The sequence below is a fragment of the Pseudomonas sp. 9.2(2024) genome (assembly GCF_039695385.1).
In the GTDB taxonomy this organism is placed as follows: domain Bacteria; phylum Pseudomonadota; class Gammaproteobacteria; order Pseudomonadales; family Pseudomonadaceae; genus Aquipseudomonas; species Aquipseudomonas paraglycinae.
Genome location: NZ_CP155585.1, coordinates 1975429 through 1993611, shown reverse-complemented (window position 1 = coordinate 1993611; position 18183 = coordinate 1975429). Strand labels below are relative to the sequence as shown.

18 protein-coding genes are annotated in these 18183 nt (G+C 60.4%); all 18 read right to left on the bottom strand.

Annotated features, from left to right (window positions below; all coding sequences use genetic code 11):
* Positions 1-2: 2 nt before the first annotated feature.
* Positions 3-1022: a flagellar motor switch protein FliG gene (gene fliG / locus ABFB52_RS08935; RefSeq protein WP_007958288.1), complete on the bottom strand. Its 1020-nt coding sequence runs from the start codon at positions 1020-1022 to the stop codon at positions 3-5.
* Positions 1015-2802: a flagellar basal-body MS-ring/collar protein FliF gene (fliF, locus tag ABFB52_RS08930; protein WP_007958290.1), complete on the bottom strand. Its 1788-nt coding sequence runs from the start codon at positions 2800-2802 to the stop codon at positions 1015-1017. Before fliF ends, fliG begins: the two co-directional genes overlap by 8 nt.
* A 15-nt stretch (positions 2803-2817) precedes the next feature.
* A complete protein-coding gene (gene fliE, locus ABFB52_RS08925; protein ID WP_007958292.1) occupies positions 2818-3147 on the bottom strand; it encodes a flagellar hook-basal body complex protein FliE in 330 nt (109 codons plus the stop codon).
* Positions 3148-3275: 128 nt separating this feature from the next.
* On the bottom strand, positions 3276-4667 hold the full coding sequence (locus ABFB52_RS08920) for a sigma-54 dependent transcriptional regulator (protein WP_134022259.1): 1392 nt from the start codon (positions 4665-4667) through the stop codon (positions 3276-3278).
* 5 nt (positions 4668-4672) lie between these two features.
* On the bottom strand, positions 4673-5866 hold the full coding sequence (locus ABFB52_RS08915) for an ATP-binding protein (protein WP_165369548.1): 1194 nt from the start codon (positions 5864-5866) through the stop codon (positions 4673-4675).
* Positions 5867-5994: 128 nt separating this feature from the next.
* Positions 5995-7470, bottom strand: a complete 1476-nt coding sequence (locus tag ABFB52_RS08910; RefSeq protein ID WP_003222863.1) for a sigma-54 dependent transcriptional regulator — start codon at positions 7468-7470, stop codon at positions 5995-5997.
* A gap of 172 nt (positions 7471-7642) precedes the next feature.
* Positions 7643-7939, bottom strand: coding sequence for a hypothetical protein (locus ABFB52_RS08905; RefSeq protein ID WP_007958300.1), 297 nt, complete (start codon positions 7937-7939; stop codon positions 7643-7645).
* 10 nt (positions 7940-7949) lie between these two features.
* Complete coding sequence (gene fliS / locus ABFB52_RS08900) at positions 7950-8348, bottom strand: flagellar export chaperone FliS (protein ID WP_007958302.1); 399 nt, start codon at positions 8346-8348, stop codon at positions 7950-7952.
* 129 nt (positions 8349-8477) lie between these two features.
* Positions 8478-9920 carry a flagellar filament capping protein FliD gene (gene fliD, locus ABFB52_RS08895; protein WP_102686042.1) on the bottom strand — a complete coding sequence of 481 codons (1443 nt, stop codon included), beginning with the start codon at positions 9918-9920 and terminating at the stop codon, positions 8478-8480.
* Positions 9921-10000: 80 nt separating this feature from the next.
* Positions 10001-10357, bottom strand: a complete 357-nt coding sequence (locus tag ABFB52_RS08890; protein WP_085747115.1) for a flagellar protein FlaG — start codon at positions 10355-10357, stop codon at positions 10001-10003.
* A gap of 71 nt (positions 10358-10428) precedes the next feature.
* Positions 10429-11280, bottom strand: coding sequence for a flagellin domain-containing protein (locus ABFB52_RS08885; RefSeq protein WP_007920059.1), 852 nt, complete (start codon positions 11278-11280; stop codon positions 10429-10431).
* 243 nt (positions 11281-11523) lie between these two features.
* Positions 11524-11790, bottom strand: a complete 267-nt coding sequence (locus ABFB52_RS08880; RefSeq protein WP_129973396.1) for a hypothetical protein — start codon at positions 11788-11790, stop codon at positions 11524-11526.
* Positions 11787-13079, bottom strand: a complete 1293-nt coding sequence (locus ABFB52_RS08875; RefSeq protein ID WP_129973395.1) for a 6-hydroxymethylpterin diphosphokinase MptE-like protein — start codon at positions 13077-13079, stop codon at positions 11787-11789. The genes ABFB52_RS08880 and ABFB52_RS08875 overlap by 4 nt, the downstream gene beginning before the upstream one ends.
* Before the next feature lie 86 nt (positions 13080-13165).
* The gene (locus ABFB52_RS08870) at positions 13166-14092 is read right to left on the bottom strand and encodes a ketoacyl-ACP synthase III (RefSeq protein WP_085611535.1); all 927 of its coding nucleotides are present in this window, start codon (positions 14090-14092) and stop codon (positions 13166-13168) included.
* 226 nt (positions 14093-14318) lie between these two features.
* Positions 14319-15371: a pseudaminic acid synthase gene (gene pseI / locus ABFB52_RS08865; protein ID WP_102717466.1), complete on the bottom strand. Its 1053-nt coding sequence runs from the start codon at positions 15369-15371 to the stop codon at positions 14319-14321.
* Complete coding sequence (pseG, locus tag ABFB52_RS08860) at positions 15368-16870, bottom strand: UDP-2,4-diacetamido-2,4,6-trideoxy-beta-L-altropyranose hydrolase (RefSeq protein WP_129973394.1); 1503 nt, start codon at positions 16868-16870, stop codon at positions 15368-15370. The genes pseI and pseG overlap by 4 nt, the downstream gene beginning before the upstream one ends.
* Positions 16867-17562: a pseudaminic acid cytidylyltransferase gene (gene pseF / locus ABFB52_RS08855; RefSeq protein WP_129973393.1), complete on the bottom strand. Its 696-nt coding sequence runs from the start codon at positions 17560-17562 to the stop codon at positions 16867-16869. Before pseF ends, pseG begins: the two co-directional genes overlap by 4 nt.
* The gene (locus ABFB52_RS08850) at positions 17559-18179 is read right to left on the bottom strand and encodes a pseudaminic acid biosynthesis-associated methylase (RefSeq protein WP_129973392.1); all 621 of its coding nucleotides are present in this window, start codon (positions 18177-18179) and stop codon (positions 17559-17561) included. Before ABFB52_RS08850 ends, pseF begins: the two co-directional genes overlap by 4 nt.
* Positions 18180-18183: the final 4 nt, after the last annotated feature.

Sequence of the window (18183 nt, the reverse complement as noted above, 5' to 3'; positions counted from 1 at the left end):
GCTTAGATCATTTCCTCGCCGCCCTTGCCACCGAGCACGATTTCTCCGGCTTCGGCCATACGGCGGGCGATGGTGAGGATTTCCTTCTGCGCGGTCTCCACGTCGCTGACGCGCACCGGGCCCTTGGCCTCGAGGTCGTCGCGCAGCAGTTCGGCGGCACGCTTGGACATGTTCTTGAAGATCTTCTCTTTGACGCCTTCGTCCGAACCCTTGAGGGCCAGCACCAGCACATCGGAAGAGACTTCGCGCAACAGCGCCTGGATCCCGCGGTCGTCGACATCGGCCAGGTTGTTGAACACGAACATGAGGTCTTCGATCTGTCCGGACAGGTCTTCGTCGACTTCGCGGATCGAGTCCATGAGCTGGCCTTCGATCGAGCTGTCGAGGAAGTTCATGATGTCCGCCGCCCGCTTGATGCCACCCAGGGTGGTGCGCGAGGCGTTCGAGTTGCCGGAGAACTGCTTCTCGAGGATCTGGTTCAATTCTTTCAGTGCGGCCGGCTGCACGGTGTTCAACGACGAGACGCGCAGGATGATGTCCAGACGCACCTTGTGGTCGAAGTTGCCCAGCACTTCACCGGCCTGATCCGGATCGAGGTACGCGACCACGATCGCCTGGATCTGCGGGTGCTCGTAACGGATCACGTCGGCAACGGCGCGCGGCTCCATCCATTTCAGGCTGTCGAGGCCACTGGTGTTGCCACCCAGCAGAATGCGGTCGATCAGGCCGTTGGCCTTGTCTTCACCCAGGGCCTGGGTGAGCATTTTGCGCACGTAGTCGTCGGAGCCGACGCCCAGGCTGGTCTGATCGCCGACGATGTCGACGAACTCGCTCATGACCTGCTCGACCTGCTCACGGTGGACGTTGCCCATCTGGGCCATGGCCACGCCGACTCGCTGGACCTCTTTGGGGCCCATGTGGCGCAGCACTTGTGCGGCATCGGTCGAACCCAGGGACAGCAGCAGAATCGCGGCTTTATCGACCCGGGACAGTTTGGCGACGGCGGCTCGGTTATCACTCATCTGCGTTAATCCACTCTTTCACGACCTGGGCCACACGACCCGGGTCTTCTGCCACCAGACTCTTGATTGCGTTCAACTGAGCGTCATAACCCTCGCTCGGGCTCGGCAGCAGAATGCTGGTCGGACCGCCGAGGCTGACGCGATCGTTGGACAGTTCACCATCCAGACCGCCCATGCCACCGAGTTCCATGTCGCCGCCCAGACCGGCCAGCTCCTTGCTTTTGCCGCCACCGGTGATGTTGTTGAGCACCGGACGCAGCACGCCGAACACCAGCACCAGGATGAACAACACGCCCAGCACTTGTTTGACGATGTCCCAGAACCATGGCTGGGAGTAGAACGGAATGTCGGCGATCACTTCGCCGCGCTCGGCGGAGAACGGCATGTTGATCACGCTGACGCTGTCGCCACGGCTGGCGTCGAAGCCGACAGCGTCCTGTACCAGACGAGTGAAGCGCGCCAATTCGTCGGCGCTCCACGGCGCGCGAGTCGTTTCGCCGTTGGCCGGGTTGATCTTGACCTGATCGTCCACCACTACCGACACCGACAGGCGATTCAGGCGACCCTGCTGCTGTTTGGTATGGCTGATGGAACGGTCGAGTTCGAAGTTCTTGGTGGATTGTTGACGCTTGTCCGCCGGGTACGGCGCGAGCATCGGCTGGCCGGTGGCCGGGTCCATGATCTGCTGACCGTTGGCATCAACCAGTGGCTGACCTGGCTGCACCATGCTCGCCGGCGCGGCTGCGCCACCGGTGGTTTGCGGCGCCGAAGCCGGCGACGGTGGCTGGTTGCTCAGGGCACCCGGCACACCCTGCGGGCCATTGCTGGCGGTGCGTTGTTCGTTGACCGACTGTTCGCTGCGCAGGGCCGGTTGATCCGGGTTGAACTGCTCGGCGGTCGATTCGACGGCACTGAAATCGACGTCGGCCGAAACTTCAGCCTTGTAGCGATCGTTGCCCAGTACCGGTTGCAGAATGTTGTGCACGCGCTGGGTGAGCATGCTTTCCATGCGGCGGCTGTAGTCGAACTGCTTGCCGGCCATGGTCATTTCGGAATTTTCCGCCTGATCCGACAGCAGGTTGCCCTTCTGGTCGACGACGGTGATCTGCGATTTGCTCAGCTCGGGAACGGAGGTTGCCACCAGGTTGATAATGGCAACGACCTGGCCTGGCTCCAGCGAACGACCGGAATACAGCTCGACCAGTACCGAAGCGCTTGGCTTGCGCTCGTCACGCACGAACACCGAGCTTTTCGGGATCGCCAGGTGAACGCGCGCGCCCTTGACGTTGTTCAGGCTGGAAATGGTGCGGGCCAGTTCGCCTTCGAGGCCGCGACGATAACGGGTCGCTTCCATGAACTGGCTGGTGCCCAGACCCTGTTCCTTGTCGAGGATTTCAAAACCGATGTTGCCGTCGCTGGGAGTGACACCAGCGGCCGCGAGCTTGAGCCGCGCACGGGACAGGTCATCGGCCTTGACCAGCAAGGCGCCGGAATTCGGTTCGACGGTGTAGGGAATGTCGGCGGAGGCCAGGGTGTCCATGACCTGCTTGGCGTCCATGCCGGCAAGGCTGCCGTACAGAGGCCGGTAGTCCGGTTGCTGCGACCACAGCACCACGGCAAAGCCAATCGCCACGCTCGCGGCCAGGCCGACCAACAGGCCCACCTGACGCAGCACGGTCATCTCGGAGAGGTTTTCCAGGAAGGACAGGCCGAACAGCGGCGGTTTGCCGTCTATCGGGGTGGCCTTGGCCGGAACGTTATCGGCGACTGCTTCTGCCATGACTCAATCTCGTCCTTAAACCGGCATCTGCATGATGTCTTGATAAGCCTGAACCAGCTTGTTGCGCACCTGGGTCAGAGCCTGGAACGACACGCTGGCTTTTTGCGAGGCAATCATCACGTCCGTCAGATCGACGCCGCTCTTGCCGATTTCAAATGCGTTGGCCAACTGAGTCGACGCCTGCTGGGTATCACTGACTTTGTTGATGGCCTGACCGAGCATGTCGGAAAAGCTGCTGCCTGCCACTTCAGGGGCAGCGGCAATCGATTTCGGCTTCGACATGGCGTCCATTTGCATGGCCTTCATGTCCATCATCAACCGATTAAATTCAATACCTTGGCTCATGGTCTACTCTCTTGGGCGGCCCGCAATTTTTTGACACTCACTCGGCGGGTACTCAGGTGTTAGCAACAACGGTGCCAGCTCATGGGCACCGCTTTCAGAAAAGCCGTTTCAAACGTTTGCGCCACCCGTCAGGTGGCGAACAGGTAGCCTTCGACATCCATGCCCGCATCGCGCATTTGCGCCAGTTTGTAACGCAGGGTGCGCGGGCTGATGCCGAGTTTTTCGGCGGCTTCCTTGCGTCGACCGCGTTCGGTACGCAGGGTGTCGATGATCATCTGGAACTCGCGGCGACGCAGGTCATCGCCCAGCGCACCGGCCGAATCCGCCTCGATTTCGACTTCACGAATGACCGGCGCAACCGGCACAACCGACGGCAACGGGGCGAACAGCGCAGGCCCGGAGAGACAGAAATCCTGCGGCTGGATCAACCCGCCCTGCTGGAGAATCAAGGCCCGCTGGACCGCGTTATCCAGCTCGCGCACGTTGCCCGGCCACGGATAACCGATCAGGCACGCTTGCGCCTCGGGCGAGAACTTCGCCATCGCGTGCTTCATTTTATTGACGTGTTTGGCCAACAGACGCTCGGCCAGCGGCAGGATATCGGCGGTGCGCTCGCGCAACGGACGCCAGGCCAGCGGAAATACCGACAGACGATAATAGAGGTCTTCACGGAATCGCCCCGCCGCGACTTCGCCGGCCAGATCACGGTTGGTGGTCGCTACCACGCGGATATCCAGAGTGATCGGCTTGCGGGCGCCGACCCGCTCCACTTCCCGCTCCTGCAACACCCGCAGCAGCTTGGCTTGCAGGCCCAGAGGCATTTCGGAAATTTCGTCGAGCAGAATGGTGCCGCCGTCCGCCTGTTCGAACTTGCCGGCCTGGGCCGCGATGGCGCCGGTGAACGAGCCTTTTTCGTGACCGAACAGGGTGGCTTCGAGCATGTTGTCGGGGATCGCCGCACAGTTGATCGCAATGAACGGCTGACTGGCGCGATGGGATTGCTGGTGGATGTAGCGCGCCAGCACTTCCTTGCCGGTGCCGGACTCGCCGGAAATCAGCACGGTGGAATCACTGCGCGCGACCCGCGCTGCCAGATCCAGCAATTGAGCGCTGGCGGGCTCGACCGCGACCGGGCCTTCGGTATCACTCACGCCAAGGCTGCCCAAGGCGTGACGCGCCACCAGATCCAGCAGAGCCTTGGGCTCGAACGGCTTGACCAGATAATCCGCCGCGCCTTGACGCATCGCATCGACCGCGCGCTCGACCGCGCCATGGGCGGTCATCAGTAGCACCGGCAATTGCGGTTGTCGCGCGCGCAGCAGGCCGAGCAATTGATGACCATCCATGCCCGGCATGTTGACGTCGCTGACCACCAGACTGAACGCTTCGCGCTCGACGGCGTTCAGCGCCTCTTCGGCCGAACCCACCGCGTGATAGTCGTGACCGGCCAGCAACAGCGTATCGGCCAGCGCTTCGCGCAACGAGCGGTCATCCTCGACCAGCAGAACCTTGATGCCCATGACCTTCACTCAGCTCCCTGTACAGCAGAAAACAACGGCAGGATGACCTGCGCGCACGTACCGCGCCCGACCCGCGAACGCAGCTGCAATTCTCCCTGATGCGCACGTGCCACGGCCTTGACCACGGTCAGGCCCAGGCCGGTCCCGGTAACCTTGGTGGTGAAAAACGGCTCGCCCAGCCGCGCCAGCACCGCCGCATCAATACCGCTACCGCTGTCACTGACACACAAACGCAGGGTGTTGTCGCGGGTATAGCAATGCACCTTCAGACGTACCTCGCCGGCACTCGCCTGAATGGCGTTTTCAATCAGATTGAGCAAAGCGCCGACCAGCGTGTCGCGATTGCACAGCAACTCACCGGCATGGCTGTCGCACTGCCAGCGGATCGGCAGATCCTGCACATGGGTCAGCGCCGCGGCCTGCAACGACTGCATCAAGGTATTGGGCGTGATGCGATCGGTCAGCGGCAATTCTCCGCGAGCGAACACCAGCATGTCGCGCACCTGATGCTCGAGCTCGTGCAGACGCTCTTTGAGGCGACCGGCGAAACGCTGCTGGGTGGCGACCGGCAATTCCTGCTCGGTCAAATGACTGGCGTACAGCAAGGCGGCGGACAATGGCGTACGGATCTGATGCGCCAGCGACGCAACCATCCGGCCCAGGGACGACAGTCGCTCGTGACGCGCCAGTTGATCCTGCAAGTGACGGGTTTCAGTCAGGTCGTTGAGCAGCACCAACTGCCCCGGCTCGGCATCCAGCGAGCGGGTGGCAATCGACAGGCGTCGACCGTTCTTCAAGGAAATTTCGTGGCCGTCATCTTCACGAGGCGCGAAGCAACGGGCGATGACATGGCGCCACAGCTCGCCTTCCAGAGGCAGGCCCAGCAGATCGATGGCGGCCGGATTGGCCTCGCACACGATGCCGTGACCGTCGATGACGATGACGCCGCCAGGCAACAGATCGAGGAGGTTTTGCAGACGGTTGGCCAGGCGTTCTTTTTCCGCCAGTTCCTGCATGCGTTGGGCGCTGACTACGGCCAGCTCGCCCTTGAGCTCGGTGACCCGGGCTTCGAGCATGCTGTAGGAGTCGGTCAACTGGCTCGACATCTGGTTGAACAGGGCGAATGCCTGCTCAAGCCCCTGGCGGCTCGCCTGCTCTACGGACGGCAGTTGCCCCGAGGACTCGGGAACAGAAGACATCTGGGAGGCTTGGGGCATTGTGCTCTCTCGCTTGGCTGACCGTCAGTTAAACGGAACGTTGCGAGGGACGTAGCAATACCCGTGCCTAAAAAAAACCGCTTATAGATGAAGCAGTTGAAAAACAGGCGTCAATCATCCGCCTGTTCATCACCTTCACGACGGCTCATGCCGTACTTGCGCATCTTTTCCACAAGCGTGGTGCGGCGAATGCGCAGGCGTTCGGCGGCGCGGGCCACGATGCCGTTGGCGTCGTCCAGCGCCTGCTGGATCAAGCCTTGCTCCAGACCACCGAGGTAGTCCTTCAGGTCGAGACCTTCCGGCGGCAGCATGGCGTTGGCGGTGAAGTCCGGCGTGTGGCCGTTGATCGCCACGCGCTCTTCCAGGTCGCTGCGCAGGCTGTCGACCATTTGCTCGTCTTCGTCGTCGACGTAGCGGAATTTCTTCGGCAACTCGACCACGCCGATCACCCCGTACGGATGCATGATCGCCATGCGCTCCACCAGGTTGGCCAGCTCGCGGACGTTGCCCGGCCAGCCATGGCGGCAAAGGGACATGATGGCGGCGGAGTTGAAGCGGATCGAACCGCGCTTCTCGTGCTCCATGCGCGAGATCAGCTCGTTCATCAGCAACGGAATGTCTTCGACGCGCTCACGCAGCGGCGCCATCTCGATCGGGAACACGTTCAGGCGATAGTAGAGGTCTTCGCGGAAGGTGCCGATCTCGATCATGCTTTCGAGATTCTTGTGAGTCGCGGCGATGATGCGCACGTCGACGCTTTGGGTCTTGTTGCTGCCCACGCGCTCGAAGGTGCGCTCCTGCAACACGCGCAGCAGCTTGACCTGCATCGGCAGCGGCATGTCGCCGATTTCGTCGAGGAACAGCGTACCGCCGTTGGCCAGCTCGAAGCGGCCGGCACGGCTGGTGATCGCGCCGGTGAAGGCGCCCTTCTCGTGGCCGAACAGTTCGCTTTCCAGCAACTCGGCCGGGATCGCCCCGCAGTTGACCGGTACGAATGGCGCGTCACGACGCTTGGAATGGTAATGCAGGTTGCGCGCAACCACTTCCTTGCCGGTCCCGGACTCGCCGAGGATCAGGACGCTGGCGTCGGTGTCGGCCACTTGCTGCATCATCTGACGCACGTGCTGAATCGCGCGACTGGTGCCGACGAGACTGCGGAACAGGTTGGGTTCGCGATGCCGGCCGCGCTCGCGGGCCTGGTCGTACATCTCGCGATAGACCTGGGCACGATGCAGGGAGTCCAGCAGCTTGCTGTAGCTCGGCGGCATTTCGAGGGTCGAAAGTACCCGGCGGCGTTGGTCTTCGGGCAGGTCCACCGAAGAATTATCGCCCATCAGCAAAACCGGAAGGAACTCATCCCAGGTTGAGAGTGTCTTTAGCAAGCCCAAAAGCGCACCAGGAGCATTGACCGTCCCGATCAGTACGCAAATGACCTCACGACTAGACGACAAAGAGCCGACTGCCTGCTGCCAGTCATGGCTTCCGCAGGGTAAATTTTCTTCGCCAAGAAAATTTAAGATCACCGCCAGGTCGCGGCGGCGGACGCTATCGTCATCGATCAGCAGAATTTTGGTTTCACGCCACATGCAATAGCAACTTCCCTAGTCAACTCAATGCCCAAAATGAGGGGCAAGCGAGACGCTTGCAGGACACCTTGTGCCTGTAGACGCCTGAAATCTGAAAACAGCCACTAGTTAAGTCAAAAAACCGTGCACAGTCAAATTTATGGCGCACATGTCTGGATTAACTGGGGGTTAATTAACCAAACAGATGGTAAACCTTTGCCGCGTTCTGCGCTTGGGTGATCTGCGACATCTCGTCGACTATCGCCTGACGCTCACCCATGGCGACTTCAAGCAGCTGCTTGTAGACATGCAGCAACTCCTCGAGGTTGTCGCGCAATGCGACCTCGTCCACCGAAGCCTCACTCAAGACATCTTCCATGCAGGAACGGCAATCGAGATCCAGTTGACCGATGGCCTCCCAGTTGCGCTCGGCCAGTGCTCCGACCAACGCTGCCCGGGTTTCTTCGATTCGCTGCAATACAAGACTCATGGTGATCTCCTCAGAACTGCGGAGCGGGCGCAGGCGCGATCGCATCCCAGCCTTCTTTGACGGTGCTCAGCAAGCCGGCAACCTCATCAAGAATGCGCGGATCGCTACTGATGTTCGCCTCGGCGAGACGCTTCATCATGTAGATATACAGACCGTCCAGATCAGCCAGCGTATCCGCGGAATTTTCCAGATCCAGTCCTTCACGCAGTCCGCTGACGATACCGATGGCCTTGCTGATCGACGTGCACTTGGCAGGAATGTCCTTGCGCTCGATCGCACCTTTGGCCTGGGCGATACGGTCCAGACCGCCTTCCATCAGCATTTGCACCAGGCGATGAGGGCTCGCTTCAGAGGTCTGAGCGTGCGCACCTACTTTCTGGTATTGCCGAAGGGCTAACATCGGATTCATGTTCTACCTCATTTGCCACAATGACTCGTATGAACAGTGTATCGCCAGCGAGTCGAAAAACTTTAGACCATAAGACAAAAACCCGGCGCACGCTCGAAAGCGTAGCCGGGTTTTTGTCGTTTTTGCATGTTACTTCGCGGATTGCTGAGCGTTCAGCGAGCTGAAGAACGACGTAATGTTGCTCGCCGTCGCCTTCATCTGCCCTACCAGCAAGTCCATGGCGTTGTACTTGGCAGTCAACGTCTTGGTCAGGTTGGCCACACGGACATCCAGCGCTTTTTGCTGATCGGTGATCGTCCGGCTATTGGCATTCAGGATCGTCAGTCGCTGATCCAGCAGACCTTGAGTCTTGCCGTCGGCCGATGTCTTGAGGTACGGGTCAACCGCCTTGCTCATGCGCGCCAGCAGACCGTTGGTGTCATTGGTACCACTGAACAACTGCTGTACCTGACCCGTTGCCCCCGGAGCCGCCATGGCCTTGTTGAAGGCAGTGGTGTCGAGCTTCAGGTTACCGGTAATGGAGTCGGTCATGATGCCCACTTCCGACAGATAGGCCATCGAGCCACCCGCGCCCGCGCCGGTAAACTCGGCGCGAATGCTCGCGATCAACGAACGCGGCAAGGAATCGCCAGTGAACGCCGCCTGCACGGTCAGCTTGCCGTCTTCATCCGGCGTGGCCTTGGACAGGCTGTCAACGGTGGTCTTGAGCGAATTGTAGGCATCGACGAACTGCTGAAGCGACGTCTGCAGCCCTTTGGTATTGGTATCAACGGTAACCGTGGACGGCGTCGCGCTGGCAGCGACCAGATTCAGGGTCATGCCGCTGATCGCACCGGTAACCGTATTGCTCTTGCTGGTGACTGCCAGGCCATCGATGGTCAGGGACGCATCCTTGGCGAGCGCGCCCACGGAACCGGAATCACCTGCCGCCGGCGTAGCCGACATGACTTTGGTGCCATCGATTTCCAGACCGGCAATACCGCTGACAGTGAGATCGGAACCCGCACCGGTCTTGTTCGAACCGATCACCAGACGAGAGGCGCCAGTGGCGTCGGTCACGATGTTGGCGGAAATACCATTACTGCCCTGAGCCTTGTTGATCGCATCACGCGTGCTCTGCAAGGTCGCATTGGCCGGGATGGTGACATTGTAATCAGTGCCATTCTGACTGATTTTCAGGGTACCACTCGGAATGGCACTGGATGCACCGCCGGCAAAGGCTGCAGAGGCGACCTTCGAACCGGTAGCCAGTTCTTTCACGACAACGCTGTAAGAGCCCGAAACCGCAGTGTTATCGGAAGTTACAGTCAGCGTTCCAGGCACGCTCGATGTCGCCGTGTAGCCGGCGAATGCGGGATTGGTCTTGCTGCCCAGAGTGGCCAATGCCGCCTGAAAGGTGGTCAGCGCGCTCTTCAGAGCACCCACACCGGAAATTTTCAGCGTGTTGGTTTTGGTCTGGTTATCGATCTGCGTCTGCTTCGGCGATTTGTCAGCGTTGACCAGCGCAGTAACGATCGCACCGATGTCCAGGCCGGAACCCAGGCCCGAACCCGGTAAAATTGGACTTGCCATGTGCATCTCCCTTGGGTTGTTGCCAGTCTTTTGACCAATACCTGCGCCTAAAGAACTTCAAACACTATTCATGCCAGCTATCAGACTTTGGCGTCGAACAACACGTGACTTGCGTTGGCGAGGCTGTCTGCCAGCTTCAGGGCTTCTGCGGAGGGGATCTGTCGTACGACCTCGCCCGTCTCGCTTGCGATCACCTTGACGATGACCTTGCCGGAATGCTCGTCGATCGAAAATTCCAGATTGCGCTTGATCGACTGAACGAACTTCTCGATCTCCTGCACCGCCAGCTTCAGCTTGGTTTCATCTGCTTCCTGGCTCTTTTTCGAGGCAGGAACAGCATCAACGGTCTGAGGCTTGGTTTCCGACGGCTTGTCGGTAACGGTACTGGCTGGCTTGGGAGCCGGATAAGACACGTTAAGCTTGACGCTCATGTCCATGCTCATCACCTCATAACGTAAAAAGCGAGAGAGCACGCAAGCGCACTCCCCCGCTAAAACTCATTCCGAAATTACTGAAGCAGCTTCAGTACAGCGGAAGGCAGTTGGTTGGCTTGAGCCAGAACAGAGGTCGAAGCCTGTTGCAGGGTTTGCTGCTTGGTCAGGTTAGCAGTCTCTGCGGCGAAGTCGGTATCTTGTACGCGACCTTGTGCAGCAGTGGTGTTCTCGGTGATGTTCTGCAAGTTCTGAATGGTGCTGGTCAGACGGTTTTGCGAAGCACCCAGGCTGGCACGAGTTGCACCGATTGCAGCGATAGCGGCGTCGATTGCAGTGATCGCGTTGTCGATGTTCTGCGAAGCGCCAGTTACGGTAGCACCGGTCAGGGACAGAGTACCGCTACCAACCGACAGGCTGACGGCGTCGAACTTGGAGCTCAGTACCAGGTCGATGTGGTTAGCCGAACCGGTGTTTGCACCCACTTGCAGGGTTACAGTACCAGCCGAACCGTCCAGCAGGTTTTTGCCGTTCAGGTTGGTCGAAGCCGAGATACGGGTGATCTCGTCGGACATCTGAGCGAATTCAGCGTTGGTAGCGGTCTGGTCAGCAGTGCCGTTGGTACCGTTACGTGCTTTAACAGCCAGTTCACGCATACGCTGCAGAATGTCGGTAGTAGCTTGCAGAGCGCCTTCAGCGGTCTGGGCAACGGAGATACCGTCGTTGGCGTTCTGGATTGCCTGGGTGTTACCGCGGATCTGGGAAGACATACGGTTGGAGATCTGCAGGCCAGCGGCGTCGTCTTTAGCGCTGTTGATTTTCAGGCCGGAAGACAGGCGCTGCATCGAAGTCGACAGAGCGTCGGAAGCGCGGTTCAGGTTTTTCTGAACGTTCAACGACGTGGTGTTGGTGTTTACTGTTAAAGCCATGACGAATTCCTCGTTGGTTGGGTACTGCGGCTTCCGGCCCTGGCAACCGCCGGGTATGGCCTAGAGAACCTTCGTAATAGTTATCGTCGGGTTTGCAGGTTGCTTGAGGGCTTTTTTGAAAAAATTTGCCATCACCCTGCCACCCCCTAGAAAACAAAGACTTAGCAGCACTTCACCTTCGAAAAAATGACGTCATAAAACCGTCCGTGGCGCAAACCGGCGGGCCAGCGCCTTCGCTCCTCTTCAGGCGGACGATTCTTCCAGCAATTGAATCAACTCGTACTCCATGAAATCGGCAAGTCCCAGCCAGTCCTGACGCTCCTGGCACTCGAGCATTTGTGCGAGCAATTGCGCCCAGACTTGCTGCGTCTGCGTGCCGGCCGACAGCAATGACTGCTGCGCGCCCTCGAACACATCGACCATGGTCAACGCGGCCTCGACATCACGCCCCAAGCGAAACAGCCCGGCGCACTGGTGGCATTCCTCTACCCAGCCTGGCAACGCACTCATTGCACGAACTCCTGATTGAACGAGGTACCGGCAATCTGTGCCCCCGCGCGGCTGCTGTTGAAAAACGCCACCTGCGGCTGACTTGCGATGTATCGCTCCAGCACGCACAGATAACCGCGAAAATTGAGCTGGGTACTGACGCGCTGGCCATACCCGTCACGCACCCAGTGCCGCGCCTGATTCACCGACGGCCCCAGGTCACCGTCATCCCAGCCGGCATGGGTCTTGTTCATCGGGAAGGCAAAATCGGCACCGAACAGCGTGATGCGTGCAGCGCCCATCTTCACCGCCAGATCCACAGCCGGATGAATCACACTGCCGCCCACATGCAGCAGCGCTCTCGGGTGCTGCTCACGCAACGCCGCATAGACTGGACTCAGCGAATAGCCGCCGTAGCGCTTGCCCTTCCATGCCCGCAGCACCTCAGGATCACTCATGGGCAGATACACCAGCGGGATGCCGTCGGACTCCTCGAATGGCAAATGCCGGAAACTGATGCGCTGATCGATGCTCACCACGTAGTCGGGCACGATCCCGTGCTCACGCAGCGGGCGGTAAGCGGTATCGACGCAAATGAACAGCGGGCGCTCGTCTTGCTCGCGAATCGCGGCAAGTCGCTCGAAATGATACTCAAGGGTCGGCCCGGTGCCGATCACATAGACCTCCCGACCGGTGCAGGTGCCGAACAGCGTCGCCACATCATCGTCAGCGAGTAATACCGGCAAGCAATCCTGCAGACGCTGTTGAATGAACGGTGACTGCGGATCGAACTCACGGTTGTTGAAACTCAGGTGCACTTCGCTGACCAGTCGATCACGAATCTTCGCGTTGAAGTCATCGGCCAGCAGCATTTCGGCAGGCAATGCAAAGAATGGCGTGCAGATGTCGGGCAGGTCGCCGGCGTAGAGCAATTCAACTCGCGGATCCTGCAGCCACTCACGCTGATCGAGCAGTTGCAGCACCAGGGCAAACAGCGCGCCATTGAGAATGTGCACATACAAGCGCTCAAGCCCGGCGCGCTCCAGCAGCACCGCGGGCAAATCCCCGAGGCCGGTGCCGTAGACATGCAGTTGCGGCTTGTCCGCCGGCAGGCTGGCGGCCTGAATCTGCGCCTCGCGGACACGATCATGCCGGCTGGTGAGCTGAATGCCGCCAATGCTCAGCGTCGAGCCCAGCCCTTGCGTCAGCTCGGCCTCAATCGCAGAACTGTCTTCGTTCAGCAATCGTGCGAACAGCGCCGGCCAGCGTCGCTCGACGACTTCAGCATTGGCCTGGAAAAACTCACTCATGGCGCCTCGCGCTCCCTTCAGGCAAAAAAATAGCGTTCAAGGTTAACCCTTGAACGCTATTTTTGTATCCGTCGTTCTTAGCGGATTCAAGGACGATAAATAATCGCCGAACCCCACGACAGACCGACACCGAAACCACTGATCGCGATGCGGTTCCAGTCGGAATCCATCACGTGTTTTTCCAGCAGCAGCGGCACACTTGACGACACGGTGTTGCCGGTCTCGACCATGTCCTTGATGAACTTCTCCGGCTCGCCTTCGAAGCGTCGCGCCACGGCATCGACAATCGCCGCACTGCCCTGGTGAATGCAGAAGGCATCGATGTCATCGGCTTTCAGACCGGAATCGTCGAGCAGTTCGTGCAAGTGCGCCGGCACTTTGAGCAGCGCGAAGTTGAACACCTGACGACCATTCATGAAGAACACGCCATCGGTGACTTTCAGGTGCGGTGCGCCGGAACCGTCAGTACCGAACTTGGCCTTGCCCAGCGCCCAGACCGGGTCTTCGCCCATCCAGGTGGCGGTGGCGGCGTCGCCGAACAACATGGTGGTGTTGCGATCTTCCGGATCAACGATCTTCGAATACGGGTCAGCGGTGATCAGCAGGCCGTTCTTCAGACCGGCAGCTTCCATGAAGCCTTTGATCGCGTAGATGCCGTAGACGTAACCGGAGCAGCCCAAGGAAATATCGAACGCCGCGACATTGGTCGGCAGGCCGAGTTTGTCCTGGACGATGGCCGCGGTGTGCGGCAGGCCTTCTTCGTCACCGTTCTGGGTGACGACGATCAGCGCATCGATGGATTCACGTTTCAATTCAGGGTTGTTGGCAAACAGCGCATTGGCCGCTTCAACGCACAGATCGGAGGTTTCCTGTTCCGCGTCTTTGCGTGGGAGGAAGGCCGAACCGATCTTGCCGAGGATGAATTCCTCATCCTTCTCGAATTTTGCACCTTGTGCGTAATTGTCCACGCCGGCTACAGGAACGTAGCTCGCAATGCTTTTTATGCCAATCATTACGGCTTCCCAATAATAAACAGCCCAATACCACCGCTCGCAAGGATTCGAGGGGCGCCGACAAACAGAAAACGGCCGCCACAACGGGCAGCCACGGGAAGCGCAAAGGGCTATCACTGGAACCGAAATCGGGCCAGGCGCCATCTCCCCGGTCATTACAATACAGTGAAGATGCGCGTTATGACTCGCAGGTCACGCTATTTTGCCGAATCGGTGACAGATCGGGTCATTCGACCAATGACCAGTCCAGCGGCGTACCGCGTTTGATCGGCTGGCGCGCATGGCGCCCGAGGACGGCATCGGTGTGCTTGGGCGGCAGACCGAGACCGGGACGAATCGCGCGCACATTGGCCGCCGTGAAGGGTTCACCGGCCGCCATATCGGCCGTGACGTACAGCGACCGGCGGTAGACCAGCGACTTTTTCTCGGCCTCGGTCACGCCGTAATGGACCTGGCCCATGGCCTGCCAGGCGCGCTCGGTCTCGACCACCAGGCTGGCCAGTTCCGCCGGCTCCAGCGAGAAACTGGCGTCCACGCCACCGGCCGCACGGTCGAGGGTAAAGTGTTTTTCCACTACCGTCGCGCCCAGCGCCACCGCTGCCACCGACACACCAACGCCCATCGAATGATCGGACAGCCCGACCTCGCAGCCAAACAACTCACGCAGATGCGGGATGGTGCGCACATTGCTGTTGATCGGCGTCGCCGGGTAGGTGCTGGTGCACTTGAGCAGCACCAGATCCTTACACCCCGCCTCACGGGCAGCGCGCACGGTTTCATCGAGTTCGGCGATGCTGGCCATGCCGGTGGAAATGATCAGCGGTTTGCCGGTCGCCGCGACACGACGGATCAGCGGCAGGTCGGTGTTCTCGAAACTGGCGATCTTGTAGGCCGGCACATCGAGGCTTTCGAGAAAGTCCACGGCGCTGTCATCGAACGGCGTCGAAAACGCGAGCATGCCCAGCTCTTTGGCCCGGGCGAAGATCGGCGCATGCCATTCCCAGGGTGTGTGGGCCTTTTCATACAGGTCGTAGAGCGAAGTACCGGCCCACAGACTGTTCGGATCCTTGATGAAGAACTCGCCTTGCGCCAGATCCAGAGTCATGGTTTCGGCGGTGTAGGTTTGCAGCTTCAAGGCATGGGCACCGGCCTTTGCCGCCGCTTCGACAATCTGCAAGGCGACGTCCAGCGACTGGTTATGGTTGCCGCTCATTTCAGCGATGATGAATGGCGGCGCATCGGCACCGATCCGGCGGTTGCCGATCTTGAAACTGCTCATTGACGGGATTCCTTCAAAACCTTGGTGAACGCGCAGGCACTCTGAGTGAACCCGGCGTCACGGAAAACATTCATCGAGGGCCGATTGGCCGGCAACACCTGGGCGGTGATGGCGGTCATTTGCGGCCAGTGCGCAGCAGCGAAGGCTTCACCCTGCGCCAGCAGCGCCCTGCCCCAGCCGAGACCGAAACGCCCTTCGAGCAGATACAACGAAGCCTCTGCTTCAAAGCCGCGCAGATCGTAGCGCAGGACACCGACCGGGCCGTCATCCGCCTCGGCCACCAGCAGCAGCCGCTGAGGATTGCGCAGGCTCGCGCCCAGCCAGTTCACATGCTGCACCCAATCGATTACACCGCTGTCCAGCGACCAGCGGCGCACCGCCTCGGCATTGCGTCCGTCGAACAGCAACTGCGCGTCATCCAGTGTCGCCAGACGCAACTTGAGCACCGCGCCGGCCAGTGCCGCTGCGACCCGCAACGCGCCGCGCCCGTCGACCAGATGCCGCGAACGCTCGGCCAGGCTCTGGCGCAGATAAAAATTGCCCACGACAAAGCCGATGGCATCACGCAGTTGCTCGACGCCGACCTGCTCCCGCGCGCCCATGAACACATGCGCGCCGGCCGCCGCCATCACCTCGCCGTTGGCCTGCTGGTTGTTCGACACCGCAATGCAAATCGTCGGCAGGCCCAGGGCCGCGCGTTCCCAACTGGTGCCGCCGCCGGCACCGATAAACAGGTCGGCCTCGGTCATGCGCCGATGAAAATCGCTGACAAAACTGTGCAGCCGCCAGTGCGGCCGCGTTTCGGCCAACGCCTGCATCTCTGCCCAGGCCGGGTTGTCGGCGCCGGCGACGAAATCCACTTCCAGCTCGGAAAAATCCGCCAGCGCCAGCATTGCGTGATGAGTCTGGCGTGCCGCATCAAAGCCGCCGAAATTCACCAGCACCCGGCGCGCCACCGGTTTGATCTCGATGGCCGGGCCACTGAATTCTTCGCGCAGCATGGCGAAGCGCGGGCCGAGCAGCGTTCGGCACCCGGTCGGCAGCAATGGCTGATAGTTTTCGCTGAGGCCCGAGAGGTTCTGATTGAGCAGCAGATCCACGCTGTAGCGCCGGGTCGCCAGATCGTCGACGGCGGCGATCCGTGGCGCGAAGCGACGGGCCGCGGTCTGCCAGTGATGGTCGAGGCCGTAATGGTCGGCGATGACCCAGTCAAACCCGGGCTGCCCTTCCAGCTGCGCCGCCAGTGCATCGATATCCGCCTGCCACGGCAGCATCGATTCGATGGCCTGCTCCGGGTCTTCACCGGCGTAGCGCTCCGGCAACGCGAAGGTCTCGAAACCTTCGCTCTGCAACGCATCGAGCCGATGCCCCGGCAAACGACGACAGGCGAACGCGACATGACTGCCTTGCGTGCGCAGCACTCGCGCCAGTGTCAGGCATCGCGCGATGTGGCCGCTGCCGATGGTCGGCGAGGCGTCGGCGCGGATCAGCACTCTCATTGCAGCTCTCCACCAGCCTTGAGGGCGGCGTAAAGGTATTCGGCACGCTTCCAGTCTTCGACGGTATCGATGTCCTGCACCAGATGCCGGGGCAGGATCACCGGCAGACTGGCCGGCGAATACAGCACTTCGCCAGCCAGCCACGCCTCGCTGCGGCCCCAATAGAACTGGCCGGCATCCTGAAAGGCAGCCGGCAGATCCTGCGAACGGGTATTGCGAAACTCGGGGTACAACGCCGTCAGTGCACCCTGCCCGTCCAGGGTCAGGGCGCGCTGCACCGGAAAGCCGAAATCAGTGACTGAAAAAGCAAAGGACTTGTCCGGATGTTGCGCCAGCAACTCCAGGCCCTGACGCAGAAACCGCGCCTGCAACAGCGGCGCCGTGGCGTACACACAGCAGGCGTAATCAAAGGCCGGCAGTTGCTGCAAGGCATGCGCGATCACCGCCGCGGTGCCGGTGAAATCATCGGCCAGCTCCGCCGGACGCATGAACGGCACCTGAGCACCGTTGGCACGCGCCACGTCCGCGATCTCTGCGTCGTCGGTGCTGACCACCACCTGCTCGAACAACCCTGAATCGAGGGCCGTGCGTATCGAACGGACAATCATCGGCACACGGTCGAACGGCTTGAGATTCTTGCGCGGGATGCGCTTGCTGCCCCCACGGGCCGGGATGATTGCGACGTTGTTCAAGGACGTTTTTCCAGCAGGAACCAAGTGATGTCGTCGACCGGGAATTGCGGGTCGCGGCGATACCCGAAGCCGTAATCCAGCAGTTGCAGATCAGGATAACGGTCAAGCATTTCCCCGGCAAAATCGCGTTTGAACAGTTTTCCACTGTTGCCGCGATAGGACACTTCCACCGGCGACGGATTGTAGTACTCGGCGATCAGGATGTAGCGCGAACTCAACGCATACAACTGCGCATACGCCGTCGCCAGTAGTTCCGGCGCCAGATGGATCAGCACGCCTTTGCTCAGGGTCAGGTCGTATTGGCGCTCGCGGGGAAAGTCGAACAGCGAACCGTGCCAGATGTTCGCAATCTCCAGCGCCTGGGCCTGGGCACAGGCGCTGGCATTGATTTCGACGCCGAACAGCTCGCAGCGCGGTAATAGCTGACGCAACGCCTGCAAGTTGTTGCCGGCGTTGGTGCCCAGTTCCAGCAAACTGTCGATCCGTCCGGCCCGGGTCAGCGCCTTGGCGAACAACGCCAGATTGGCCGCCACCAGTGGCTGGCCGACGTTGCGGTCAACGTACTGGTTACCGAATTCGCCCTGCCAGAATTGTTCCTGCTCGCTCAGATCACGCATTACC